This is a genomic window from Hyphomicrobium album, from assembly GCF_009708035.1.
GTDB classification, from domain to species: domain Bacteria; phylum Pseudomonadota; class Alphaproteobacteria; order Rhizobiales; family Hyphomicrobiaceae; genus Hyphomicrobium_A; species Hyphomicrobium_A album.
In genome coordinates this window covers 1706358-1731632 of the sequence record NZ_WMBQ01000001.1, presented here as the reverse complement: position 1 = coordinate 1731632, position 25275 = coordinate 1706358, and the positions used below count along the sequence as shown (strand labels likewise).

Genomic DNA, 25275 nt, shown 5'->3' with positions numbered 1-25275 from the left:
CGGTGAGAGCACGGGAAAGGCCGCTGCTTCAGCGGCATCGCGCACGCTTCGAAGCGCCACGGCAAGCAAGGCCGCCAAGTCCGCCGCGGCATCGGCTCTGACACAAGTGCGCAGCGCCGAGGTGACCGGCGCAAAGGTCGCGTCCAAAGCCGCGCGGACCCTCAGCAGTCCCAACGCCAGCAAAGCCGCCAAGTCTGCGGCTGGCTCCGCCCTCACACAGCGTCCCGGAAAACGGGGTCGCTAGCGTTGCGCCTAGGTGCGATGCCGCGCGTCCTAGACCTGTTCGCCGGGTGCGGGGACCTTTCCCTCGGATTCCAAGCTGCAGGGCAACGATTGCGGCTGCCATTGAGATCGATCCCGACGCCACCTGCTCGCATGAAGGGCCCCAACGCCTCGGCAATCCTGTCGTCGTGGACAATTGTGCTTGGTTTCTCTTGTCAGTGGGCACGTCATTTGCAGAGATCACTGCTTAGGGCGGCAGGCTCAGCTGCTTGACGCGGTCACGCCGCAACTTGGCGGACGCGTGCGGCAACCTGAATGTCAGCGAGGCTTATGCCACGGTTCACAAGGTGATTGCGCATTTCATCATGGACCGGAGCCATGCCTGCAATATCCCGGATCGTCAGCAACGCGGCGAACTTCACTCCTGTCCCCGGGAAAACATCGCCTTTGCGCACGAGCGGTTCGACCACAAGCTTCCAGTCTGAACTTGCCCCCCGGCCCTTTGGCATCGCTGCGTGCAGGCGCTTGACCGGAGACCATTTAACTCCGTTGCGGAGCATCTCCTTTTCGCGCTTGAGCATGCCCTGCAGCGTCGAGGTGCCATCGGCATCAAGCTGACCTGCCCACGAAATCTCGCCCGTATCCGGATCAATCACCTGCTGTCTTAAGTGGGCATCAAGCTCCACCCGCAGCGCCTCGTCGTTAAACGCACGGTCGATTGGGGGCGTGTAAACAACCGTGAGATCGACCGCGCCCCTGCACGCGGCTGCCGGTGTGACAAGGCTCTGGGGCCATGAGAAATCAAACTCGAGGATGCGCCCTGCCGGGAGTACTTGGTCAAAGACGATTGTGATCGCGCTGGGGTCGTCAACAAGCATGGCATCGGCACGCGGCGGAACGCCGTAGCCGACGAATTCGGGGGCGATGTGGGAGAGCTGTTTCCCCGTCAAGGAGTGTTCCCGCCTCGCTTGATGGATCATGAGGGCGTGCAACAATTCTCGGCTTGCGCGCCGAAGCAGGCGCTGATCAAGCGTTGCGAGCGTTACTCCGACGAGCGGCGCAGCGTAGCTGGTTCCAAGGCTATCGCACACCGTGCCATCGGGTGCGAGAGATGACAGGCCAGTGCGGTTGCCGGTGGCAGTATCAGGCGTTACCCCACCGATATGTGCAAGATCGGGCTTACGGGAGTAGCCTGTGCCGGGGCCGCGACGGGTGTATGTTGTGGGCAGAAGGACAGGATGATCGGCAAAACCCGGCGGATTGACGGCTCCGACAGTCAGCCCATGAAACGCTTCGCCGGGCGGGGTAATGGATTGAGGCTGGGATTGCCCGGCCAGCATTTGGACGGCAGCTCCTGCATCGGCAGGCCAAGGAGGGCGCGTATCTGCCCCAGTGAGGTTGCCAGCCGAGATAACGAAAATCACATCGTGCTTGCGGGCGATCGCGTCGAAGCCCTCGGCGTACACGGTATAGCTGCCGGGCTGGGGTCCGCCACAGGCGAAGGAGAAGTTGAAGACCCTGACGCCGTGCTTTGATCGAGCCTTCTCGATGCAGGTATCGAGCTGGTCGAGGAAGGCGTGGTGATCGATATAATACGTGCTTCGCAGATCGCGGCGCGGAAAGATATCAAGATCGTACAGCTTGACGCCTTGCGCCTCGACGTAGTCTGCCAAATGGGGATTGAGCTGGTATGCGCCTGCCGCAAGTCCCGCGATGAAAGTGCCATGGCTCACATTACGTTCGGCCTCCGGGACAAGGCCCAACGTCCCCGCAATCCAAGGGGTAAGGGCGGGCAATGCCGCTATACCGCCGTCGACTACGCCCAAAATTGGGTGATCGAAATCGGCTGCGGGCAATGAAAGGCTTGCTTTCGCCCCGAGGGGAATACTTGGGGAAGTGCCCTCATCGACGACGAATGGCATTTCAATCGAACGGACGAGCGTTTGCTCGGCAAGCGCATTCAGTAGTTTTCGATGCCGGGCCGGGTCCAGATCGGCAGCGGCCTCCGCAGCGGTCAGTTGGATACCTTCGAAAGCAGGCGCACCCGCCTCAGCGATCGCGGCCTCAAGCTCCCTTGGCAATTGAAGCACCCTGCGCGACGGATTGCTCAACAGCCGAACTGACAGTGCAAGCGTAGGCTGGAATAGGCGATCCCTAAGCGGCTCTGGTAGCACGGGCCGAACGATCATGCCGCCCGGTACCGCCGAAAGTGCCCCGAGCAGGGCCCGTATTGTCTTGGTGACTGCCCCGGAGCTCAAGAGCGAAGGATCAAGACGAAAAAGGTCGATAATATAAGAGCCGATCACATTCGGCTGCCGCAGTATTGCGAGCGCCTGATCGGGATCGAATTTTAGACGATCCTCGCGGGTATGCAGCCTCAAGTCGCCGATCGCGCCCAGTTCGCTGCGCACTTCGGATGCCCTCGGCTCTTCACGACCGGTCTTCTTATTGGTGACCATGCGAGGCGTTGACTCCGCCCTCTCTTCGATGAGATCGGATAACTCCTTAAGCGCGCGCGGCGTGCCTTGCACGATGAGCTGACCGTCGGCGTCCCCGCCGACGAGGGTAAACTTATTCGACGCGCTAAAGAGACGATCCAGCGGGCGATGGCTTTTTGCGAGTGCGCTCTCGCGCATGTCAACGTGGACGAAACCGACCGGCTCGCGTCGTTCTTGCAGTGTTTCGGCGAACCCTTCGAGATCCGCGCGGACGCGATTCTTATGCTGAGCGAATCCAACGTCATCTCCCGCAAAGAAGTCCTTGTGGCTGCCACCGGGGGGCCTGTCAGGCGTTTTCAAGAACCGGTCGCCATCGAGAACGACCTGCACCGGGCGAAGGGGTTGGTTATTCGTGTCCATTCGCCTTCTCCTGCTTGGTTCCTTGACGTGGAGACTTGCGTGAGGAACGCGATACGGTGCTCTGGGAAACACCAAGGAACTCGGCGCACTGGATCTGGTTGAGACCTGCAACCTCAAGCGCCGCAGTTAGCGCGGTGCGGGGACCTGTGACCGCACCGACCTGATCCGGAGCAAACTGCCGTGTATTGAGAACTACGAAGCGACGAAGCGCTGCGAGTAATTCGTCCGGGCGCACAGCGCCGTCAGCGCCGTCCGAGTGGAGGGCAAGATGACGCTTTACAGTTCTGGCCATGCCCGCGATGTCAGCTCCGCTTAGTCCCTGCGTGAGCCAAATCAGAAAAACGATCGCTTCCTTGGAGAGATCTAGGGGAGGGAAGAAGCGTGTAATCAGCCTTGCCCGCGCGTCCTCATCCGGTTTCGGGACTTCGATCCGCGCATCGAATCTGCGCCAAACTGCGCTATCGAGCAGGTGCTCGTGATTGGTCGCCGCTAAAGTGAAGCCCTTGCCTTCGCGGTCATCCAGACACTGCAGCAGAGTGTTGACGACGCGCTTGATCTCGCCAAGCTCATGGATATCGTCCCGCGCTTTGGCGATAGCATCAAATTCGTCAAGGAAGAGGACGCAGCGATAGCGATTGGCAAATTCAAACAGCGCCCCGATGTTACGTGCCGTGGTTCCCAGAAACGAAGATACAAGTCCGTCAAGGCGGACCTCCACACAGGGCAGATCGACTTGCCGCGCGATGTACCGCGCGAGTTCCGTCTTACCTACTCCCGGAGGGCCGTAGAGAAGGCATCTCGTGTTTGGGATTGCGCCGTACCGCTGCAATTGATCAAGGCGATTCCATTCATGCAGCAGGTCAGCGATCGCCTCCTGCATCGCTGGAACCAGAACTGGAGCAACTGTGCGAGCCTCGTCGGGGAAGCGAATGCGTACGAGGGGTGCAGACGTTTCCTTGTCGCGCGGAACGGCAGTGTTCTTTGTCAGGATCTCGCCCGGCAGATATCCACGCGCCAATTTGGCGCTCGCGCGCATCTCGTCGATCGAAAGCGGCTCGAGATCCTGCTTACGCTCGGTCGCTGAGAGAAGCCGACTGAGCTTGGCTGCCTGATCCTTATTCGTGGCGGCGATGGCGTCGCGAAGCCGCTCCACCTGATGCGATGCACGCGGACTGCGCGATTCGAGGGCTGCCCGGACGAGGGCAAGAACTATATCGAAATGCTCCATCGCGGCGTGGACCTGAAGGTTGCGTGTCATTGCATGAATATGCACGAGAGAGGTAAAAAATGCAATACACAACATAAATATGCATATTCTGGAAAATGTTATGCTGGGCGTCCCGCTGTCCTTCAGCCAGCGGCGGGCTGTCGTGAACCGGGCCTGCGCTGCGCTTGTCCCGGCCCTTCGGGCTTCCATCCCTGACGCGCAGTGAAGGGATAGGGAGGCGGCCCGCCTCCCTCCCTTGGTACGTCTTCTCCGCGCACTGACAGGGCCGCATCCCGGCGCAGGGCAAGTGTGCCCCGCGCGGATCTGCAGCCCGGTCATGCCGACAAGCCGCACCTACCCAACCTACCTGCTCTCGGCGAGGGCCAAGGGTTCATGCGAACCCCTCTTTCAATTTTGAAAGGGAAGAAGCCGAAGGAGATTTTATGGGCACCACCTTTTATTCCAGAACCAGCCGCCGCGATTACGGCGGCGCATACCGGGCACCCTTTGAGTTTTACCCCACCCCGCCGAGCGCCATCCGGGCCTTGCTGTCCGTCGAGAGCTTCGAGGGCGATATCTGGGAACCCGCCTGCGGTGATGGTGCCATCGCCAAGGAGCTTGTGCGCGCCGGGTACAATGTCATCGCGACCGACATCACCGATTGGGGCTATGGCAATCCCGGCTATGACTTTCTCAAAGCCGAGCGCGTCTACGCCCGCAACATCGTGACCAACCCGCCTTACGGGTCCGGCCTTGCCGACCAGTTTGTACGGCAAGCCCTGCGGTTCACGCGCGAGACGGGCGGGCGCGTGGCCATGCTGTTGAATATCGCCTCGCTCTGCCATCCGAAGCGACATGAAAGCTTTATCCGCAATCCACCCAGCACGATCTACGCCGTGGACGATTGCACGTGCTGGCCCTGCGGAAACCCGGCTCTGGCAACGCGCCGCACAACCGATCACCGCTATGTCTGGGTCATCTGGGATCATGCGCATACCGGGCCGACGGAATTTCGCTGGCTCTCGACCGCGCCGTTTGAAGATCGCACAGCGCACTAACGCTGAAAGCCGGGCGCGCGAACTTGCGCCCGCCTTCCGCCCAATTCCTGCGCGCGCGTCGCGTATCTTCCGCAATATGGAAAAGAATACCGCTGCCACCGTCGATCTCAATCAGTTCCGCCAGTACGTGGAGCACTGCGATCTGAGCGAGGAGGAAAAAACGGCGCTGCTTGAGGATCTCTGGTCCATCGTGCAGAGCTTCGTCGATGAGGCATGGGGGCTTTGCCCGACCCAGCATTTTGCCAATGACAATCAACAAAATACTACCGGCAAGCCGCTGGAAATGCTAGACTATCCGCATGCTGACAATTCGACCGAACCGACCGCTTCGCAAGCGGAGACCGTTACTAAGGAGCGCTGAGAACGACCGCGCCATGAGCGATATTCACCCCTCCAAAGCCGTCATTTACGCCCGCGTCTCCAGCGCTGCGCAGTTGCGCAAGGGCGACGGCCTTGGCTCGCAGGAAACCCGCTGCCGCGATTTCGCGCGCGCCAAGGGCTACGAGATCGCAGAAGTGTTCCGCGATGAAGGCGCTTCGGGCGGCATGATCGAGCGCCCCGGCATGCTGGCCATGCTGACCTTCCTCAAGAAGAACCGGAAAAGCGGCACGCATGTCGTGCTGATCGACGACATCAGCCGTCTTGCGCGTGGCCTGGAGGCGCATTTGCAGCTTCGCACGGCGATCTCCGCCGCAGGCGGCAAGCTGGAAAGCCCCTCCATTGAGTTCGGCGAGGATTCAGACAGCATGCTGGTCGAGAATCTTCTGGCCTCAGTCTCGCAGCACCAGCGCCAGAAGAACGCCGAGCAGACCAAAAACCGCATGCAAGCGCGCGTCGCCAACGGCTATTGGGCGTTCATGCCGCCCGTAGGCTACAGCTTTGGCCGCGTAGCCGGGCATAGCGGCAAGGTTCTCGCTCCCAACGAGCCGCTGGCATCCATTGTGAAGAAGGCGCTGGAGGATTTTGCCAGCGGCAGGATGGAAACGCAGGCCGAAGTGCAGCGCTATTTGCAGGCCGAGCCGCTCTTTCCCAAGAATCGCAACGGTGACGTCCACCCGCAGCGTGTGCCGGACCTGCTCTCGCAGGTTCTCTATGCTGGCTATCTTACGGTACCCCAGTGGGACATCTACCGCGCACCCGCCAAGCACGAGCCGCTCATCAGCTTTGAAACTTTCCTGAAAATCGAAGAGCGGCTTTACGGCGCGCCCAAGGTTGCGCCTTTGCGCGCGGACACCACAGACGACTTCCCCTTGCGCGGCTTCATCACCTGCGCCTGTTGCGAGCGTCCCATGACGGCGGCGTGGGCGAAGGGGAAGATGGGCAAGCACTACGGCTACTACTGGTGCTTCACCAAGGGCTGCACCGAAAGCCGCAAGTCAATCCGCAAGGAACATCTCGAATCGGCGTTCGACACGCTGCTCGACGCCATCAGGCCGACGCAGGAGCTGCTGTTCGCAGCCCAAGCCATGTTCAAGACGAGCTGGCACCAGCGCGAGAGCAACGCCAAGGAACAGGCGGACAAAGCGGCGCGCGAGCTGCAAGGCATCGAACGCAAGATCGAACAGCTTGTGATCCGCGTTGTCGAAACCGACAGCCGCACGCTGATCAACGCCTATGAGGCGCAGCTCCACAAGCTGCAGGACCAGAAGAACCTGCTGGCCGAGAAGGCCGCCTCCGGCAGGCGTTCGCGCAAACCCTTTGAGGAGACATTTCGAACTACCTTCGCCTTCCTCTCAAACCCGCGGATTTTGTGGGATTCCGGACGCATCGAGCATCGCAGGAAGCTCCTCAGACTCGTGTTTGGGGGACGGTTGAAATATGCACGGAATGGAGGACTTCGAACCCTCCAAACCACCACGCTTTTCAAGGCTTTGCAGACGATTTGCGGGGGTAAAAATGGAGTGGCGCACCCGAAGGGATTCGAACCCCTGGCCTCTGCCTTCGGAGGGCAGCGCTCTATCCAGCTGAGCTACGGGTGCTTGGAGCGCGCTTGATAGCGCATCCAGCTAGCCCGGGCAAATGGCCTTCCGTCGGCGGTGCGCCCATTTTCCGCGCGCCCGATCGTCCCCACATCTGTGCAGCGGGCGGGCTGACCCAACAGCACCGAGCGCCTATAGTTCGGCCCCACAGCCGGGGCAACAGATCCAATCCATGAGCGAAACGAAAAGCAAAGCCAAAAAGGCCGCGACCTCGACCGTGCCCGTCGGCGACCCGACGCCGGTCGCCAAGGGCAGCCACGTCTATCTGGTCGACGGATCGGGCTACATTTTCCGAGCCTTCCACGCCCTGCCGCCGCTGACGCGCCCGTCCGACGGGCTGCCGGTGGGCGCCGTGCATGGCTTCTGCGCCATGCTGTGGAAACTGCTGCGCGAGACCAAGGCGGCGGATGCGCCCACGCATTTCGCCGTCATCTTCGACGCCTCGGAGAAGACGTTCCGCAACGAGATCTACCAGGATTACAAAGCCCACCGCCCACCGGCGCCCGAGGAGCTGATCCCGCAATTCCCGCTCATCCGCGACGCGGTGAAGGCGTTCAACGTCGCCTGCATCGAGCAGCTGGGGTTCGAGGCTGACGACCTGATCGCCAGCTATGCTCGCCAAGTGGTCGACGCCGGCGGCGACGTCACGATCGTCTCGTCCGACAAGGACCTGATGCAGCTGGTGCGCCCCGGCGTCGTCATGTTCGACGCGATGAAGGCGAAGAAGATCGGCCGCGACGAGGTGCTCGAGAAGTTCGGGGTTCCCCCCGATAAGGTCGTCGATGTTCAATCTCTCGCGGGCGATTCGACCGACAACGTTCCCGGCGTGCCCGGCATCGGCGTGAAGACGGCGGCCGAGCTGATCAACGAATACGGCGATCTCGACGCGCTCCTGGAGCGAGCGGGCGAGATCAAGCAGCCGAAGCGCCGCGAGAAGCTCATCGAGTTCGCCGAGCAGGCGCGCATCTCCCGCGACCTCGTTCGCCTCAAGGACGACGTGCCGGATATGATTTCGGCCGACGCGCTGGGTGTGCGCGATCCCGAGCCCGCGACGCTGCTCACCTTCCTGCGCGACATGGAGTTCTCGACGCTGACGCGGCGCATATCCGAGGCGCTGGGTGCCGAGCCTCCGGCCCCGACGCCGGCCACGGCCGCCGCACCGGAAAAGGGCGGTAAGGCGCAGACACCGGGCGACAAGGACGCGACAGCCGCCGCCGAGTCTCCAGGCGCGGCAGTAGCCAAGGCCGCAGCGCTCGCCAAGGTGCCGTTCGATCGCACGAAGTACGAGACCGTCACAACCCGCGAGCGGCTCGAGGCGTGGATCACCAAGGCCTACGAGGCCGGCCGCGTCGCCTTCGATACCGAGACGACGTCGATCGACCCGATGGTCGCCGAGCTCGTCGGTTTCTCCATGGCCGTGGCGCCGGGCGAAGCCTGTTACGTGCCGCTCGGCCATCGGGCGAGCTCGGAGGCGTTCGACTTCGGCGCCCACGACGGCATCGTCCAGATCCCCGTCGTCGACGCGCTGGCGCTCTTGAAGCCGCTGCTCGAAGAGCCCGCGGTCCTCAAGATCGGGCAGAACATCAAGTACGACCTCAACGTGCTGGCCCAGCACGGCATCAACGTCGCGCCGATCGACGACACGATGCTGATGTCCTACGCGCTCGACGCGGGTAAGGGCACGCACGGCATGGACGATCTCGCCATGCGCCACCTTGGGCACGCCTGCATGACGTTCGAACAGGTGATCGCCCACGTGCCCGGCAAGAAGAAGTCGGAGCGGACCTTCGGCCAGGCGCCGCTCGACAAGGCGACGGAGTACGCGGCCGAGGATGCCGACGTCACGCTCCGCCTATGGATGGTGCTGAAGCCGCGGCTGACGGCCGAGCGCGTAACCACCGTGTACGAGACGCTGGAGCGGCCGTTGATCCAGGTCATCGCCGACATGGAGCGGTGCGGTATTCGCGTCGACGGCGCGATTCTCTCGCGGTTGTCCTCCACGTTCGCCCAGGGCGTCGCGCGCCTCGAGGAAGAGGTCAACCGCCTCGTCGGCCATAAGTTCAACTTGGGCTCGCCCCGCCAGCTGGGCGAATTGCTGTTCGACCGCCTGCAGCTTCCGGGCGGCAAGCGCACCAAGACCGGACAATGGGAGACGCGCGCCGGCTTGCTCGACGATCTCGCCGCCAACGAGGAGCTGCCCGACGACGCACGCAAGCTCATCAACACCATGCTCGAGTGGCGGCAGCTCACCAAGCTGCGCTCCACCTATACCGACGCGCTGCCGGCCTACGTGCACGGGGGCACCGGGCGCATCCACACGAGCTACGCGCTGGGTGCCACGACGACCGGGCGCCTCGCCTCGTCGGAGCCGAACCTGCAGAACATCCCCATCCGCACCAAGGAGGGGCGCGAGATACGCACGGCCTTCGTCGCCGCACCCGGGAAGAAGTTGATCTCCGCCGACTACAGCCAGATCGAGCTGCGCATTCTCGCCCACATCGCCGACATCCCGCAGCTCCGCAAAGCCTTCGACGAAGGCCTCGACATTCACGCCATGACGGCGTCGGAGATGTTCGGCGTGCCGGTCGACGGCATGCCGGCAGACGTGCGCCGCCGCGCCAAGGCCATCAACTTCGGCATCATCTACGGCATCTCCGCCTTCGGCCTCGCCAACCAGCTCGGCATCTCCAAGGAAGAGGCGGGGACCTACATCAATACCTATTTCGAGCGCTTCCCGGGCATCCGCGCCTACATGGACGTGACGAAGAAGGGCGCGCACGAGCGCGGCTTCGTCGAGACCATCTTCGGCCGCCGCATCCACTATCCGGAGATCAACACCAAGCACCCGTCCGTGCGCGGTAACCTGGAGCGTGCCGCGATCAACGCGCCCATCCAGGGCTCCGCCGCCGACATCATCCGCCGCGCCATGGCGCGTATGCCGGCGGCGCTGGAGGAAGCCGGGCTGAAGACTGCGAAGATGCTGCTGCAGGTGCACGACGAGCTCGTCTTCGAGGTCGCCGAGGCGGAGGTGCCGAGCACGTTGCGGACGGTGAAGAAAGTGATGGAGGGCGCCGCGCTTCCGGTCATCAAGCTCGCGGTTCCGATCCACGTCGACGCCAAGGCCGCCGACAACTGGGAAGCCGCGCACTAGTGCGTTACTGAGCATTGTAACGGCATCAGCGGGGCTTATATCTCACCCAAGAAAACGCGATTGGCACTTATGTAGGCGAGCGCTTACTTAATGGTCACAGGCCGGTCGGTTGTCGCCCGGTCGCTAGAGGAGGAAAAACCATGAAGGTTTGGACCAAGCCGGCAGTGCGCGAGCAGGAAGTTGGCCTCGAGGTCACTTCTTACATGCCTGCCGAGATCGACATCATCTAAGCCGATTTCGTCTTTTGGGACGGGCAAACGGCGGTCCTCACGGGCCGCCGTTTGTTTTTGGTGCCAGCGTCTTCAGGTAGGCGACGATCCGCTTGCGGATGGCCGGGTCGTCGATGCCGCTGTAGGGCGGGCTCATGCCGTTGCCGGGAACTACGGCGCCCGGGTCGGCGATCCACTTGTCGAGCGTCGCTTCATCCCACGTCACGCCGGAATCCTTCATCGACTGGGTGTAGCCGTAGCCGGCCTCGACGCCGGCCTTGCGGCCGACGACACCGTAGAGCGATGGCCCTAGGCGGTTGTCGTCTTTGACGAACGAATGGCACTCGCGGCAGTGATCGTTGAAGGTGATCTCGAGGTCCTCGCCCGATGCGCCCAGTGGCACCAGCACGGCCAACATCGCAGCGATGAGCGCAGGACGTCCCATAGGCGTCTCCCAGCAATTTGCCGGAGAGTGACCGAGAGACCCTAAAGCTCCGCTAAGGGCTAGACCGGCGAGACGGCCACCGCGGGGTGGTGCATGCGCCGCGCCGTGCGGCCCGTCGGGAGGTCGCCGCGCTCGTATTCGATGGTGCGGATGAACTCGCGGATGCGCGGCTGAATCTCAGTGCGCCAGCGGGTGCCGTTGAAGACGCCGTAATGGCCGACGCCCGGCTGCATGTAGTGCACCTTCTGGTCGTCCGGGATGTTGGTGCACAGGTCTTGCGCCGCCTGTGTCTGGCCGATGCCGCAGACGTCATCGCGCTCGCCCTCGACCGTCATCAACGCCGTGTCCTGGATCGCCGAGCAATCGACGCGCACGCCACGGTGCATCATCGTGCCCTTCGGCAGCGCGTGATCCTGAAACACGGTCTTGACCGTCTGCAGGTAGAACTCGGCGGTGAGATCCATCACGGCGAGATACTCGTCGTAGAAGTCCTGGTGCTGCTTGACCGAGTCGCAGTCGCCCTTGACGAGGTTGTTGAACAGGTCGACGTGCGCATTCATGTGCCGCTCGAGGTTCATGGTCATGAACCCGGTGAGCTGCATGAAGCCGGGATAGACGGGGCGCATGAAGCCGGCGTGCGGCAGCGGCACGGTCGAGATGACGTTGTTCTCGAACCACTCGATCGGCTTGCCCTCGGCGAGCTTGTTGACCCCGGTCGGATTGCGGCGCGTGTCGATCGGACCGCCCATGAGGATCATCGATGCCGGCTGACACGGATCGTCGATCGAGGCCATGTGCGCGACGGCGGCGAGCACTGGCACGGCCGGCTGGCAGACACCCATGACGTGGGTGTCGGGTCCGAGCACGCGGATGAACTCGATCACGTGATCGATGAAGTCGTCGAGGTCGAAGCGTCCCATGGCGAGTGGAATGTCGCGGGCGTCGACCCAGTCGGTGACGTAGGTCTCGTGGTCGGGCAGCATTGCCGCGACGGTGCCACGCAGAAGCGTCGCGTAGTGGCCCGACATCGGCGCCACGATCAGAACCTTCGGATCGTAGCGCTTGCCGGTGAGCGCGCTCTCGTCGCGCTTGAAGTGCAGGAGATTGCAGAACGGCGTCGACGCCACGATCTGCTCGCGCACGGCCACTTCGACACCACCGACGCGCGTCGTCTTCAAGCCGAACTGAGGCTTGCCGTAGCGGCGCGTGACGTTCTCGAAGAGCTCGCATGCGGCGGCGAGGTGGCGGCCGAATGGCGTCGCGGCCATGGGATTGCCTGGCCAGTCGAGCATGCTGCGCAGCCCGCTGACACCGAGGCGGAACGGCGACAAAAACGTATGAGCGAATTCATATGCGTAATAGTGCATTCGCCTGCCTTTGCTGCGTTGCAGCAGGGTGGGTAGCGAGCCTGGGAAGGCCAAGCGTCGACTACGAATTACCACACCGCTGTCGGACCCATCCTGCATAATATAAGGAGTTCGTCAGCCTTGCTGTTCCCTTTCGGACACTTCCCGCTGGTGGCTGCGGCTGAGTTGCCGCAACCTACCGAGGCCGGAATTGCCCGCGGATTTGCCGCAATGCACCGAAAATCGGCCTTTAACCTGGACCGCGGTGCCTCCACCTCAGCCTGACGGCGGCTGGTTCCAGCTACCGGGGCAAAGGAGCTATTCGAGTCTCACATGGCCAACACCCGCCCGCCTGCCCGGGGACCCCAGCCGCCGCAACGGCGCGATTCGTCTGCGCCCGGCCGATTGAGTGCCGACCGGCGCTATCCGGAGCCCCCGCATCGCTCGTCGCCGCTGAAGGCCATCCTGCTCTATGGCGGCGTGGCGCTGCTCTGCCTCGCGGTGGGCGCTGGGACCTTCTTCATCATGTCGCCCCCCACCGAGCTCATTCGCCGCGAGATCATCGCCGGCGTTAAGCGCGAGACCGGCCGCGATCTGACCATCGGCGGCGGCGCTTCCTTCACCATCTTTCCAGGGGTCGGCCTGCGCCTCAACGAGGTCAGCCTGTCGGCGCCTCCCGGCATGGGCGGCGAGCCGCTGGTCAAGATGGCGAGTTTCGACGTCGGCGTGCGGCTGATGCCGCTATTGCGCCAAGAGATCGTCATCGACCGGCTGGAGCTGAACGAGCCGGTGTTCTCGCTGCGTGTCGACGGCGACGGACGCCGGAGCTGGGACATGGCCGGCCTCGACCTGCCGATCCGCTTTGCCGGCGCCGAGCGCGGCACCGGCCTCGCCGACTTGATCGTCAGCCCGGCGGCAGCGGCACCACCCGAGGTCGCCGCCATGTCGATCGACGACATCCGCATCGCCAACGGATCGGTGCGCTACAACGACGAGCGCAATGGCGCCTGGGGTCGCTTCGATGGCCTCAACGCACGATTCTCTCTGGCGGCGATGGATCAACCGCTCACCGGCTCGGGCAGTCTCGTGGCCGATGGCGAGACCTTCGAGTTCAAGAGCACATTGACGTCGCCGTCGGACGTTGCCGCGGGACAGGCGGCGAAACTCACTTTCGCGGTCTCGGGAATGCCGCTTACGTTCAGCTACGACGGCACCGTGGGGCCCAACGACGGATCGGGGACGATCTCCGCCAACTCGCCCTCGCTCAGCGCGCTGGCGCACTGGTGGGGCAGCGAGGTGTCGACCGAGGCCGGCGCCGGCGAGGTCGCCTTTACCGCGCGCTTGGACGCAACGCCGGCCAGCGTGCACCTATCCGACATCAATCTGAAGGCGGGCCGCACCGCCGCGAACGGCTCCGTCCAGTTCGAGGAGCGTAAGGGCGAGCGCCCGCACGTGAAAGCCGATCTGAAGATCTCCGGGCTCAATGTTGCGGAGCTGCCGCTCGGAGCCGACCTGCGTGCCGGGCGTGGCGCGAGCCGCGCCGTGCCGGCGCCGTCGCCGCTCAGCCTCGACGCCGCGGAGCCGGCGCCGCAGACCGGCGAGCCCAACTCTATCGAGGATTTGCTCAACCAGCCCGGGCCGCGGGTGAAGGGCTATACGCAGCGCGCCGAGGGGTGGAGCACAGAGCCGATCAACATCAAGGCGCTCGGCCTAGCCGATGTGGACGCGCGCCTGACCCTGACCGACGTTGCGTACGGACGCACGCGCATCGACGCCGCGCAGGTGAACGTCGCCGTGAAGGATCTCGTGGCGAGGATCAACCTCGCCGAGGTGCGCCTCTACGACGGCAGGGGTCAGGGCGCGATCACCCTCGATGCATCCGCAAGTCAGCCGTCTTTCGTGTCCGATATATCGTTGACGGGCATCTCGGCGCGCCCGCTATTGCGCGATGCGGCGCAAGTCGACTGGCTGTCCGGCACCGCCGACGTCGCCTGGAAGGTTAGCGGCGCCGGCGCTACCGAGGCGGCGATCGTCGGCTCGCTCAACGGCAACTCGAAGGTGGCGCTCCGCGACGGGGCGGTGATTGGCTTCGACCTTGGCGGCGCCATGGGCGAGCTATCCGAGGGCAGCATCCCGAAGTTCGAGCACGACCCGGCGAAGCGGACGGACTTCCGTTCGCTGACCGGCACGTTCGCCATCGCCGGCGGGGTCGCTACCAACAACGACCTGAAACTCGACAGCCAGCATCTGCACGCATCCGGCGACGGCTCCGTCGACCTGCCGCAGCGCAGCCTCGACTACACGGTGCGGCCGAAGCTTGTCGCCAATCTCGGCGGCGACGGCGGAGACGCAAGCGCCATCGGCATCGAGGTGCCGGTGCGAATCACCGGCTCGTGGGAGAAGCCCGAAATCGCCCCGGACATCGGCGGTGCGATCAACAACCCCAACACCGTCGACGCGGTGAAGCAGATCGGCAAACAGCTCAAAGGCAAGAATGCCGGCGAGATCGTCAACGACCTCTTCGGCAAAGACGAGAGCGGCGGCCCGTCGAAGGCGGAAAAGCTACTCGAGGGCCTGTTTGGTGGCAAAGAGTAGGCTGCCGTTTTGCGCGCATGTCGCACTTCGCGAAGCGCTGGCGAAACTCGTCAGAAGCGCGTCCGCAAAAGCGTCGCGGGTGCGCTCTGAAATTTTTTGACCCCCGGGGCAAAATTTTTCTTGCGTAGGGGGGGGGTAGGCCTCATATGACCCCTCTCCGTTCGTCCACCTGCCCTTAAGGTCGAGGTTTTCCAGAAACCCCAAAGGTAAGGAGCGGACGGGTCACCTCTATCTGCTGGTTGGGGAGGGTCATATGGCCTTTAATGACACCCTCTTCCAATTGGGGATGGACTTGACTCGTTCAAGCACCGCCCAAGAGGAAGATCGTCGTGTAGCTGCGCATGTGGCGCACGAAGACAGGAAGGACTTCTTCATCGAGCGTGACGGTAAGCGCTACGCAGGCACCCACCTGTTGGTGGACCTGTTCGGGGCTCGTCGCCTTGATGATCTCGAGCACGTCGAAACGACGCTCAAGAGGTGCGTGGAGGCTGCGGGGGCAACCCTGCTGCACGTCCATCTGCACCACTTCACGCCCAATGGTGGCGTGTCGGGCGTCGCAGTACTGGCGGAAAGCCACATCTCCATCCACAGCTGGCCGGAGGCCGACTATGCGGCCCTCGACATCTTCATGTGTGGAGAGGCTCAGCCGCAAAAGTGCATCGAGATCCTGCGCGAAGCTTTCAGCGCCCGTGACGTGTTGGTGAAGACGCACCATCGCGGCTCGGAGCTGCAAGACCTGAAGTGGCAGGCCGCGCGCCCCAAGTTGGCGCCGGTCCGGTTGAAGGGCGAGAAGCGGTCGAAGCGCGCGGCTTAACAAGCCCCGCGGATTGGCCCTCCCCGCCTTTCCGGTCACGTTTCCGCCTTGTCCTTGGGCGACGCAATGGCAACAATGCCGTTGCGTCGCCCGAAGGATTCGGGCGGCCGGGTAACGCAGGGAACGAGCGCATTGGTCCGCGCCCTCATCATGGTTGCTGTCTCGGCCTTGCTGCTGGTGCGGGCAGTGCCCGCTTCCGCGCAGGAGCAGGGGCTCGGCGGCAGTTTCATCACCCCGTTTCCCGATAACGACGTCTATCAGGTGCAAGTCGTCGGCGACTGGCTGGCCGAAGGCCTGCTTAGCGGGCTCGTCGAGGCCTTCACCATCGGCCCGGGCGTCTCGATCTCGCGCAAGCGCTATGACCTCGCCGGCCTGATGCGCAGCGGTGCTCCCAACGACCTCGCCGCGATGGAGCAGACCTTCGGCACCGATCCGAGCCATATCGCCATCGTCATGGTCGGCGCGCAGGATCGCTACAGCCTCAACCGCCGGCGCGCGTCAGAGACCGACGACGCGTGGCGCCCCGAGTACGCCGCCCGAGTCGACCGGCTGATGAAGCTTCTCAAGAAGAACAATCGCGCCGTCTATTGGGTCGGCATGCCCAACATGCGTCGCTGGCAGGACAACGAGCGCGCGCAGCGGATGAACGACGTGATCCGCGAGCGCGCGTACCTCAACGGCGCCCGCTACATCGACGCTTACGCGAGCTTCATCGACGAGAGCGGCGGCTACAGCGACTGGGGCCCCGACATCACCGGCAAGATTAAGCGCCTGCGCGACAGCGACGGCGTGCACTTCACCCAAGCCGGCTACCTCAAGCTCGCCCACTTCGTCGAGCGCGAGCTGAAGCGCGACATTGCCCAGGCGCGCACCGAGCGGTCGATCCCGCTGGCGGGCGACCCGGCAGAGCAATCGCGCGTCAACCCGGACAAAGTCCGGCTGCGCGCGGAGAGCGAGCGCGCCCAGGCGCAAGCCAAGGCGGCCAAGGGCGGCGGCGGTGTCGCCGCACCTGCCGCCACTGCCGCAGACGGCGCCAAGGACCAGAAGCTGGAAACCGGCAAGGTCGACATCCGCGTGCCCGGCGCCGAGGGCACCGAGCAGATCGTCACCGTGGAGATCGTTCGGCCGGCCATTCCCGCCTCCGTCGTGGCGCTCGTCACGCGCAAGCAGAGCAACGATAAGGCGGCGCAAATGGGCGACGTGCTGATCGACCAGATTCCCGGCGGCCTGACGGTGATGAGCTCCATCGTCCCGCCGCGGGGCGCCGATGGCGGTCGCCGGCGCCTGTCGCCGACGCAGAGCCCGTATTTCCGGGTGCTGGAGAAGGGCGAGCGCCTGCCCTCGAAGCCCGGCCGCGCCGACGACTTCACCTGGCCGCGTCCGCAGGCCACCGCCGCAATGCGCGCCGAGCCGCCGCCGATGCCGGCCCCGCAAGGCGACACCGGAAACACCACCGGATCAGCCGAGCGGCGGTGAAGCGACCGCAACTCGCTCGCTCTCCCGCGACAGCTCGAATTGCAGCCCCTGTTACCTAGGGAACAATCGGCTGCTGGCGAGCCGGATAGATGGGGGCCCTCAAAACCTCATCAGCAAGGAGATACCATGCGCAAGTTGATGCTCGTGGCCGGGCTATCCGCCCTGTCGGCGTTCGGCTTTGTCTACTCATACCTTTCCGTCGCGGCGGCCGACGACGTGAAGGCCATCGCCATCGTCAAGAATGACGACGGCAAGTTCGTGTTTTCCGATACGAACGCCAAGATCAAGGAAGGCCAAGCCATCAAATGGGTGGCGGTCGATTCCGACGTTCCGCATCAGCTCGTTCCCGATTCGGAAGGCGACGTTTTGACTGATACCGGTGCATTCGACAGCACCAACCCTCCCAGCCAGAAGTTCGGGGCCGCCGGCACCATCCACTATCACTGCGCCGTTCATCCCAAGAGCATGCGGGGGACGATCACCGTCGCCGCGGCGGAGGCCCCTGCCGGGGAAGCGGCGGGCGCTGCCGAGCCGAAGACGGAGCCCAAGGTGCAGGCGGAAGAGCCGGCTGAAGAGGCCCCCGCTCCGAAGAAGCGGAAGGCCAAGCCCTCGTATGGGTACGGGTATTGATTGATTACGGAGGGAGCCGCGGGATCATCCCGCGCTCCCGCTTCACGGGCGTTCCGGCAGGGAAGTCAGCGCGGCAGCGTGCTCTTGCCCATCAGGAACTTGTCGATCGACTGCGCCGCCTGGCGGCCTTCCCGGATAGCCCACACGACCAGCGACTGGCCGCGGCGGATGTCGCCGGCGGCGAACACCTTCTTCTGGCCCGGCACCTTGTAGTCGCGCTCGTCGGCGTCGACGCCCTTGAACCGGCCGCGCGGCACCACCGGCAGGCCGAGATCCTTGACGACGTCGTCCTCGACCGGCCCCGAGAATCCCATGGCGAACAGCACCAGATCGGCATCGAGCGCCGCGTCCGAACCCGGGATCGGCTGCAGCTTGGAGTCCACCTGCACGTAGTGGAGCTTCTTCACCTTGCCGGCCTCGCCCGAAAAGCCCGTGGTCGATACCGAGTACTCGACCTTGGCGCCCTCGGCCTGGCTCGAGGAGATGCGCAGCTTGAGCGGCCAGTTCGGCCAGGAGAGCTCCTTGTTCTCCTTCTCCGGCGGCATCGGCATGATCTCGAGCTGGGTCACCGACTTGGCGCCCTGGCGGAACGACGTGCCGATGCAGTCCGAGCCGGTGTCGCCGCCGCCGATGACGATGACGTGCTTGTCCTTCGCCAGGATGTCCTTGGCGTCGGTGATCGCCGGCGGCGTCTCGCCGGCCACGCGGCGATTCTGCTGCGGCAGGAAATCCATGGCGTAGTGGATGCCGTCGAGGCCGCGGCCGTCGGACTTGGCGAAGAAGTCGAACGGATACTCCGAGCCGCCGGCAAGCAGCAGCGCGTCGTAGCTGCCCTCGAGCTCCTTCGTGGAGACCGTCTTACCGACGTGGACGTTGCAATGGAACGTAACGCCTTCGGCTTCCATCTGCTTCACGCGCCGGTCGATGATCCCCTTCTCCATCTTGAAGTCGGGGATGCCGTAGCGGAGCAGGCCGCCGGGCTTTGCATGCTTCTCATAGACGTGCACGTCATGGCCGGCGCGCGCCAGCTGCTGGGCGGCGGCGAGACCGGCGGGACCGGAGCCGACGATCGCAATCCGCTTGCCGGTTTTCGTCTCCGGCGGCTCGGGCACGACCCAGTCTTCTTCGAGCGCCCGATCTGCGATGGAGCATTCGATGCTCTTGATGGCGACCGGCACGTCATCGATGTTGAGCGTGCAGGCGGCCTCGCATGGAGCCGGGCAGACGCGGCCGGTCACTTCGGGGAAGTTATTGGTCGAGTGCAGGTTCTGCGCCGCCTGCTTCCAGTCGGCGTGATAGACGAGGTCGTTCCAGTCGGGGATCTGGTTGTTCACCGGGCAGCCGGTGTGACAGTAGGGGATGCCGCAGTCCATGCACCGCGATGCCTGGACCTTCGTCTCCTCCTCGCTCAGCGCTTGCACGAACTCGCGCCAATGCTTCACGCGCTCGGCGACCGGCGCGTACTTGCGCTCGGCGCGCTTGAACTCGAGAAAGCCCGTAACCTTGCCCATAACCATTCCCTATTCGCGGCGCCGGCTCCGTAGCCCCGGTGCCGCTGCCCCGGCCATCATTTCATGGAGAGGCGAAATTCTTCAAGCCTTGGCTGCCTTGAGACCGATCTCGATCCTCTCGAGGCCGTCCTTATCGGCTGCCTGCGCCTTGGCCATCTGGACGAGCGCCTTGCGGTACTCGACCGGCATGACCTTCTTGAATTTCGACATGTACGCCCGCCAGTCGGCGAGGATGGCCTTCGCTTTGGCCGAGTTGGTGTAGTGCGCATGCCGGGCGACGAGCGCGTAGAGCCGCTCGGCGTCGTGCTTGGTCATGTCGCTCATGACCTCCACGAGCCCGTGGCTTTCCAGGTCGCCCTGCTGGCCCATCAGGCGGCGCATGATCTCTTCCTCGGCCTCGACAGGCTCGAGCTCGACCATCGCCATGTTGCACTTGGATTCGAAATCGCCTGTCTCGTCCAACACGTAGGCGATACCGCCCGACATGCCGGCCGCAAAGTTGCGGCCCGTCGGACCGAGCACCACCACGACGCCGCCGGTCATGTACTCGCAGCCGTGATCGCCCGTGCCCTCGACGACCGCCGAGGCGCCCGAGTTGCGCACGGCGAAGCGCTCGCCGGCGATGCCGCGGAAATAGCACTCGCCGTTGATGGCGCCGTACAGCACCGTGTTGCCGACGATGATGCTCTCCTCGGGCTTGATCGAGGAGATGGCGTTCGGACGGACGATGATCTTGCCGCCCGAGAGGCCCTTGCCGACGTAATCGTTGCCTTCTCCGACGAGGTCGAGCGTGACGCCGCGCGCCGTCCAGGCGCCAAAGCTCTGTCCGGCCGTGCCGGTGAGTGTCAGCCAGATCGTGTCCTCGGGCAGGCCGGCATGGCCGTAGCGAGTCGCCACCTCGCCCGACAGCATGGCGCCGGTGCTGCGGTCGACGTTTACGATCGGCAGCTCGGCCTTCACGGGCTTCTTAGCGGTGAGTGCGGGCTGGCAGATCTCGATCAGCTTGTTGTCGAGGATCTTGTCGAGGCCGTGGTCCTGCGCCTCGCAATGATGGGTCGCAACCGACTTCGGCATACGCGGCTTGTAGAAGATCTTCGAGAAGTCGAGCCCCTTCGCCTTCCAGTGCTCGATGGCGCGGTCCTTGTCGAGGATCTCGGTCTGGCCGATCAGCTCGTCGAACGTGCGGAAGCCGAGCGCGGCCATGTACTCGCGCACCTCTTCGGCGACAAAGAAGAAGTAGTTGATGACGTGCTCGGGCTTGCCCTGGAACTTGGCGCGCAGCACCGGGTCCTGCGTCGCGACGCCGACCGGGCAGGTGTTGAGATGGCACTTGCGCATCATGATGCAGCCGGCGGCGATCAGCGGCGCGGTGGAGAAGCCGAACTCGTCCGCGCCTAGAAGCGCGCCGACGATCACGTCACGGCCCGTGCGCACGCCGCCGTCGACCTGTACGGCGATACGGCCGCGCAGGCGGTTCAGCACCAGCGTTTGATGCGTCTCGGCGAGGCCGATCTCCCACGGGGAGCCGGCGTGCTTGATGGAGGTCAGCGGCGAGGCGCCGGTGCCACCCTCGAAACCGGAGATGGTCACGTGATCGGCGCGCGCCTTGGCGACGCCGGTCGCCACGGTGCCGACGCCGACCTCGGAGACGAGCTTCACCGACACCCAGCCCTTCGGGTTGACGTTCTTCAGGTCGAAGATGAGCTGCGCGAGGTCTTCGATCGAGTAGATGTCGTGGTGGGGCGGCGGCGAGATGAGGCCGACGCCCGGCGTCGAGTGCCGGACCTTGGCGATCACCTTATCGACCTTGTGGCCGGGCAGCTGGCCGCCCTCGCCGGGCTTGGCGCCCTGGGCCATCTTGATCTGGATCATGTCGGAGTTGACGAGGTACTCCGTCGTCACGCCGAAGCGGCCCGAGGCGACTTGCTTGATCGCCGAGCGCATCGAATCGCCGTTGGGCAGCGGCTTGAAGCGGTCGACTTCCTCGCCGCCCTCGCCGGTGTTCGACTTGCCACCGATCCGGTTCATGGCGATGGCGAGCGTCGTGTGCGCCTCGCGGCTGATGGAGCCGTAGCTCATCGCGCCGGTGGCGAAACGCTTGACGATCTGGGTTGCCGGCTCGACCTCGTCGAGCGGCACCGGCTTGCGGCCGAGTGACTCCGCCGAGCGGATGCGGAACATGCCGCGCATCGTCATCAGCTGCTCGGACTGGTCGTTCACCTGCTTGGCGAACGAGCGGTACTTGTCGGGGACGTTGCCGCGCACGGCGTGCTGCAGATCCGCGACGACACTGGCGCGCCAGACGTGGGCCTCGCCACGCACGCGGTAGGCGTATTCGCCGCCGACATCGAGCGCGTTTTCGAGCACCGGCACGTTGCCGAAGGCTGCCGTATGGCGGTCGACGGTCTCCTGCGCGATCTCGCGCAGGCCGACGCCCTCGATCTGGGTGTGCGTGCCGGTAAAATACTTCTTCACGAAGCTTGTCCGCAGGCCGACCGCGTCGAAGATCTGGGCGCCGCAGTACGACTGGTAGGTCGAGATGCCCATCTTGGCCATCACCTTGAGGATGGCCTTGCCGATCGCCTTTATGTAGCGCTTCTTGACCTCTTCGGCCGAGATCTCCTCGCCGAGCTCGGGCAGCAACTGCTCGAGCGTCTCGAAGGCGAGGTACGGGTTGATGGCCTCGGCGCCATAGCCGGCGAGCGTGCAGAACTGATGCACCTCGTTCGCTTCGCCCGTTTCGACGACCAGACCGACCGAGGTGCGCAGGCCCTGCTTGATCAGGTGATGGTGCACCGCCGACGTCGCCAGCAGCGACGGAATGGGGATGCGGTCCGGTCCGACGTTACGGTCGGACAGAATGATGATGTTGTAGTCCTTGGAGCGCACGGCCTCCTCGGCCTCGGCGCAGACGCAATCGAGGGCGGGCGCCATGCCGGCCGCGCCTTTCTCGGCCGCGTACGTGATGTCGAGCGTGATGGACGAGAACTCGTTGTCCTTCACCTCGCCGATCTGGCGGATGCGCTCCAGGTCCTCGTTGGTGAGGATCGGCTGATACACCTCAAGGCGCTTCTGCTTGGAGGTGCCTTCCAGGTCGAGGATGTTCGGGCGCGGGCCGATGAACGACACGAGGCTCATGACGAGTTCCTCGCGGATCGAGTCGATCGGCGGGTTCGTCACCTGCGCGAAGTTCTGCTTGAAGTAGGTGTGCAGCAGCTTGGACTTCGACGACAGCGCCGAAATCGGCGTGTCCGTGCCCATCGAGCCGACGGCCTCCTGGCCGCTCTCGGCCATCGGCGTCATCAACAGCTTGATGCTCTCCTGCGTGTAGCCGAACGCCTGCTGCAGATCGAGCACCGAGACGTTCGACTTCTTCGCGGCAGCTCTCTTTTTCGGCAGCGGCAGGTCGGAGACGAGGATTTGGGTGCGCTTCAGCCACGTCTCGTACGGGTTCGACGCGGCGATCTCCGCCTTCAGCTCCTCGTCCGAGACGATGCGGCCCTTCTCCAGGTCGATGAGCAGCATCTTGCCCGGCTGCAGACGCCACTTCTGGACGATCGACTCCTCGGGCATCGGCAGCACGCCGGCTTCCGAGGACATGACCACGAGGCCGTCCTTGGTCACGAAGTAGCGCGCCGGGCGCAGCCCGTTGCGGTCGAGCGTGGCGCCGATCTGCCGGCCGTCGGAGAAGCACATGGCGGCCGGGCCGTCCCACGGCTCCATGAGACAGGCGTGGTACTCGTAGAACGCGCGGCGCTTGCGATCCATGAGCGGATTGCCGGCCCACGCTTCCGGAATGAGCATCATCGCGGCATGGGTGAGCGAGTAGCCGCCCATGACGAGGAACTCGAGCGCGTTGTCGAAGCACGCGGTGTCCGACTGCCCCTCATAGGAGATCGGCCACAGCTTGGAGATATCGTTGCCGTAGAGCGGCGAGGACACGGTCGCCTGGCGCGCCGCCATCCAATTGACGTTGCCGCGCAGCGTGTTGATCTCGCCGTTATGGGCGACGAAGCGATAGGGGTGCGCGAGCTTCCACGACGGGAATGTATTGGTCGAGAAGCGCTGGTGCACCAGCGCCATCGCCGACACGAACCGCGGATCCGACAGGTCGGTGTAGTAGGCCTTCACCTGGTAGGACAGGAACATGCCCTTGTAGACGAGCGTGCGCGACGACAGCGACACGGTGTAATGGCCGATGTCGCGGTTCTTGTAGGCCTGCACGATCGAGTTGGAGACGATCTTGCGCACGAGGAACAGCGCGCGCTCGAAGTCCTCCTGGTCGAGGATCGACGACGGACGGCCAATGAAGATCTGGCGGTGCAGCGGCTCGGTGCCGACCACCATCTCCGACAGCGAGGAGTTGTCGGTCGGCACGGTGCGCCAGCCGAGCAGCTCGAGACCCTCTTCCTTGACAACGCGTGTCCATACGCGCTCGCAGTGCGCGCGCAGACGCTCGTCGCGCGGCATGAAAATGTGGCCGACGGCATAGCGGCCCGGCGGCGGTAGCGAGAAGCCGAGCTTCTTGCACTCGTCCTTCAGGAAGTCGTGCGGAATCTGAATGAGGATGCCGGCGCCGTCGCCCGCAAGCGGATCGGCACCCACGGCACCGCGGTGCTCGAGGTTGGCGAGGATCTTGAGCGCGTCGGAGACGATCTGATGCGACTTGCGGCCGTTGAGGTCGGCGATGAAACCGACGCCACAGGAGTCGCGCTCGTGCGCCGGGTCATAGAGGCCCTGCGCCGGCGGCGGCTCGAAGCTGCCCATCGGCTCGTCTTCGCTCATGTCTTGCGCCTTCGTCATACTGCGACCTCGGGTACGGGACGCTGCAGCCTTCAATTATGCTCGGTTCGGACGGATCGCGGGCCGCGAACGACCGATTGATCGACCTCAGCCTGGGTTAGTCAAGAACGTAGAGGAAGCGGAGCGCTGGTGCCGGGGATATCGCCGCGGGCGGCTGGCGCCGGCCGGAGATGACGGCTGGCTCGCCAATGGGGCGCATCTCTACGAACACCTCGCTCGCTCCCGCCGGTCATGGCCGACGGCCAAGGCGCGAATAGGCGTCCCGGCCGCGATCCATAAAGGACAGGAGTACTGACCTTTCAGCCGAGCTTCGCAGATTTCTGCAGCCTGCACAAGCGTCGCAGCGGGCCGGCAAGAAAAGGCGGCCGCCGTACGTCGGCGACCGCCCGCGCGTGGCTTACGAGGAAGCTTGAAGCGGCTTACGCAGCGGCTTCGATCTGCTTGGGAGAACCAGATCCGATCGAGATCGTGCGCGGCTTCATCCGCTCAGGCAGGTTGCGCACGAGATCGATGTGCAGCAGGCCGTCGCTGAAATCGGCGCCTTTCACCTCGACGTGGTCGGCGAGCTGGAAACGCCGCTCGAACGAGCGCGCGGCAATGCCACGGTGCAGGAAAACGCGCTGCTTGTCGTCCGCGGCCTTCTGGCCGGACACGACGAGGGAGTTCTCCTTCACCTCGATGTTGAACTCGTCCTTGGTGAAGCCGGCGACCGCCATGGTGATGCGGTACTCGTTATCGCCGAGACGCTCGATGTTGTAGGGCGGGTAGCCTTCCGCCTCGAAGCCACCGGCGCTGTCGAGCATCTGGGCCAAACGGTCGAACCCGACGGTCGAGCGATAGAGAGGGGCAAAATCGAACTGTCGCATGAACATATCCTCCATGATTGAGCGACATGCAGTTGCGCCTGCCGGAACGGCCAGGCGGTCTTCTGATGCGCACCCCCGCGGGGCGTGCGCAGCCTTCTATTTAGG

16 protein-coding genes, 1 tRNA gene and 1 pseudogene are annotated in these 25275 nt (G+C 64.2%); 9 read left to right on the top strand and 9 right to left on the bottom strand.

What is annotated here, in order from left to right; all coding sequences use genetic code 11:
• Window positions 1–500: 500 nt before the first annotated feature.
• Together GIW81_RS08380 and GIW81_RS08375 are read right to left on the bottom strand one after the other, a co-directional pair.
• Entirely contained in the window at window positions 501–3080 is a 2580-nt protein-coding gene (locus tag GIW81_RS08380) for a S8 family serine peptidase (RefSeq protein ID WP_154738782.1), read from the bottom strand.
• Window positions 3067–4383, bottom strand: a complete 1317-nt coding sequence (locus GIW81_RS08375; protein WP_210251915.1) for an AAA family ATPase — start codon at window positions 4381–4383, stop codon at window positions 3067–3069. The genes GIW81_RS08380 and GIW81_RS08375 overlap by 14 nt, the downstream gene beginning before the upstream one ends.
• 347 nt (window positions 4384–4730) lie before the next feature.
• Between GIW81_RS08375 and GIW81_RS08370 the strand changes: the two genes are divergently transcribed.
• The 3 genes and pseudogenes from GIW81_RS08370 to GIW81_RS19040 form a co-directional block, all read left to right on the top strand.
• Window positions 4731–5345, top strand: coding sequence for a TRM11 family methyltransferase (locus GIW81_RS08370; RefSeq protein ID WP_154738781.1), 615 nt, complete (start codon window positions 4731–4733; stop codon window positions 5343–5345).
• A complete protein-coding gene (locus GIW81_RS08365; RefSeq protein WP_154738780.1) occupies window positions 5323–5706 on the top strand; it encodes a tellurite resistance TerB family protein in 384 nt (127 codons plus the stop codon). Before GIW81_RS08370 ends, GIW81_RS08365 begins: the two co-directional genes overlap by 23 nt.
• A pseudogene (locus tag GIW81_RS19040) lies at window positions 5645–6694 on the top strand (recombinase family protein); the annotation flags it as partial. The gene GIW81_RS08365 and the pseudogene GIW81_RS19040, both read left to right, overlap by 62 nt.
• Before the next feature lie 27 nt (window positions 6695–6721).
• On the opposite strand, the gene GIW81_RS19035 reads toward GIW81_RS19040, so the two are convergent.
• Together GIW81_RS19035 and GIW81_RS08355 are read right to left on the bottom strand one after the other, a co-directional pair.
• A complete protein-coding gene (locus tag GIW81_RS19035; RefSeq protein WP_229309118.1) occupies window positions 6722–6976 on the bottom strand; it encodes a hypothetical protein in 255 nt (84 codons plus the stop codon).
• 271 nt (window positions 6977–7247) lie between these two features.
• A tRNA-Arg gene (locus GIW81_RS08355) sits at window positions 7248–7324 on the bottom strand.
• Window positions 7325–7496: 172 nt separating this feature from the next.
• Between GIW81_RS08355 and polA the strand changes: the two genes are divergently transcribed.
• On the top strand, window positions 7497–10475 hold the full coding sequence (gene polA / locus GIW81_RS08350; protein ID WP_154738779.1) for a DNA polymerase I: 2979 nt from the start codon (window positions 7497–7499) through the stop codon (window positions 10473–10475).
• A gap of 140 nt (window positions 10476–10615) precedes the next feature.
• On the top strand, window positions 10616–10705 hold the full coding sequence (gene pqqA, locus GIW81_RS08345; RefSeq protein WP_068459450.1) for a pyrroloquinoline quinone precursor peptide PqqA: 90 nt from the start codon (window positions 10616–10618) through the stop codon (window positions 10703–10705).
• Between the two features lie 37 nt (window positions 10706–10742).
• Here pqqA and GIW81_RS08340 read toward each other — a convergent pair whose 3' ends face one another.
• Entirely contained in the window at window positions 10743–11129 is a 387-nt protein-coding gene (locus GIW81_RS08340) for a c-type cytochrome (RefSeq protein ID WP_195930471.1), read from the bottom strand.
• Window positions 11130–11188: 59 nt separating this feature from the next.
• Complete coding sequence (locus GIW81_RS08335) at window positions 11189–12496, bottom strand: polyhydroxyalkanoate depolymerase (RefSeq protein WP_154738778.1); 1308 nt, start codon at window positions 12494–12496, stop codon at window positions 11189–11191.
• Between the two features lie 312 nt (window positions 12497–12808).
• Here GIW81_RS08335 and GIW81_RS08330 point away from each other — a divergent pair, with 312 nt between their 5' ends.
• The 4 genes from GIW81_RS08330 (at window position 12809) to GIW81_RS08315 (ending at window position 17990) form a co-directional block, all read left to right on the top strand.
• Window positions 12809–15070, top strand: coding sequence for an AsmA family protein (locus GIW81_RS08330; RefSeq protein ID WP_154738777.1), 2262 nt, complete (start codon window positions 12809–12811; stop codon window positions 15068–15070).
• A 253-nt stretch (window positions 15071–15323) separates the two neighbouring features.
• On the top strand, window positions 15324–15884 hold the full coding sequence (speD, locus tag GIW81_RS08325; protein WP_154738776.1) for an adenosylmethionine decarboxylase: 561 nt from the start codon (window positions 15324–15326) through the stop codon (window positions 15882–15884).
• A 75-nt stretch (window positions 15885–15959) separates the two neighbouring features.
• Window positions 15960–17360 (top strand): SGNH/GDSL hydrolase family protein, encoded by a 1401-nt coding sequence (locus GIW81_RS08320; RefSeq protein ID WP_195930470.1) that lies wholly within the window; start codon window positions 15960–15962, stop codon window positions 17358–17360.
• A gap of 126 nt (window positions 17361–17486) precedes the next feature.
• Window positions 17487–17990 (top strand): cupredoxin domain-containing protein, encoded by a 504-nt coding sequence (locus GIW81_RS08315; protein WP_154738774.1) that lies wholly within the window; start codon window positions 17487–17489, stop codon window positions 17988–17990.
• Between the two features lie 65 nt (window positions 17991–18055).
• Here the strand turns inward: GIW81_RS08315 and GIW81_RS08310 are convergent, their stop codons facing one another.
• The 3 genes from GIW81_RS08310 to GIW81_RS08300 all read right to left on the bottom strand — a co-directional run bounded on the left by GIW81_RS08310 (window position 18056) and on the right by GIW81_RS08300 (window position 25170).
• On the bottom strand, window positions 18056–19501 hold the full coding sequence (locus GIW81_RS08310) for a glutamate synthase subunit beta (protein WP_154738773.1): 1446 nt from the start codon (window positions 19499–19501) through the stop codon (window positions 18056–18058).
• An 81-nt stretch (window positions 19502–19582) separates the two neighbouring features.
• A complete protein-coding gene (gltB, locus tag GIW81_RS08305; RefSeq protein ID WP_407658168.1) occupies window positions 19583–24304 on the bottom strand; it encodes a glutamate synthase large subunit in 4722 nt (1573 codons plus the stop codon).
• A 419-nt stretch (window positions 24305–24723) separates the two neighbouring features.
• The gene (locus tag GIW81_RS08300) at window positions 24724–25170 is read right to left on the bottom strand and encodes an Hsp20 family protein (protein WP_195930469.1); all 447 of its coding nucleotides are present in this window, start codon (window positions 25168–25170) and stop codon (window positions 24724–24726) included.
• Window positions 25171–25275: the final 105 nt, after the last annotated feature.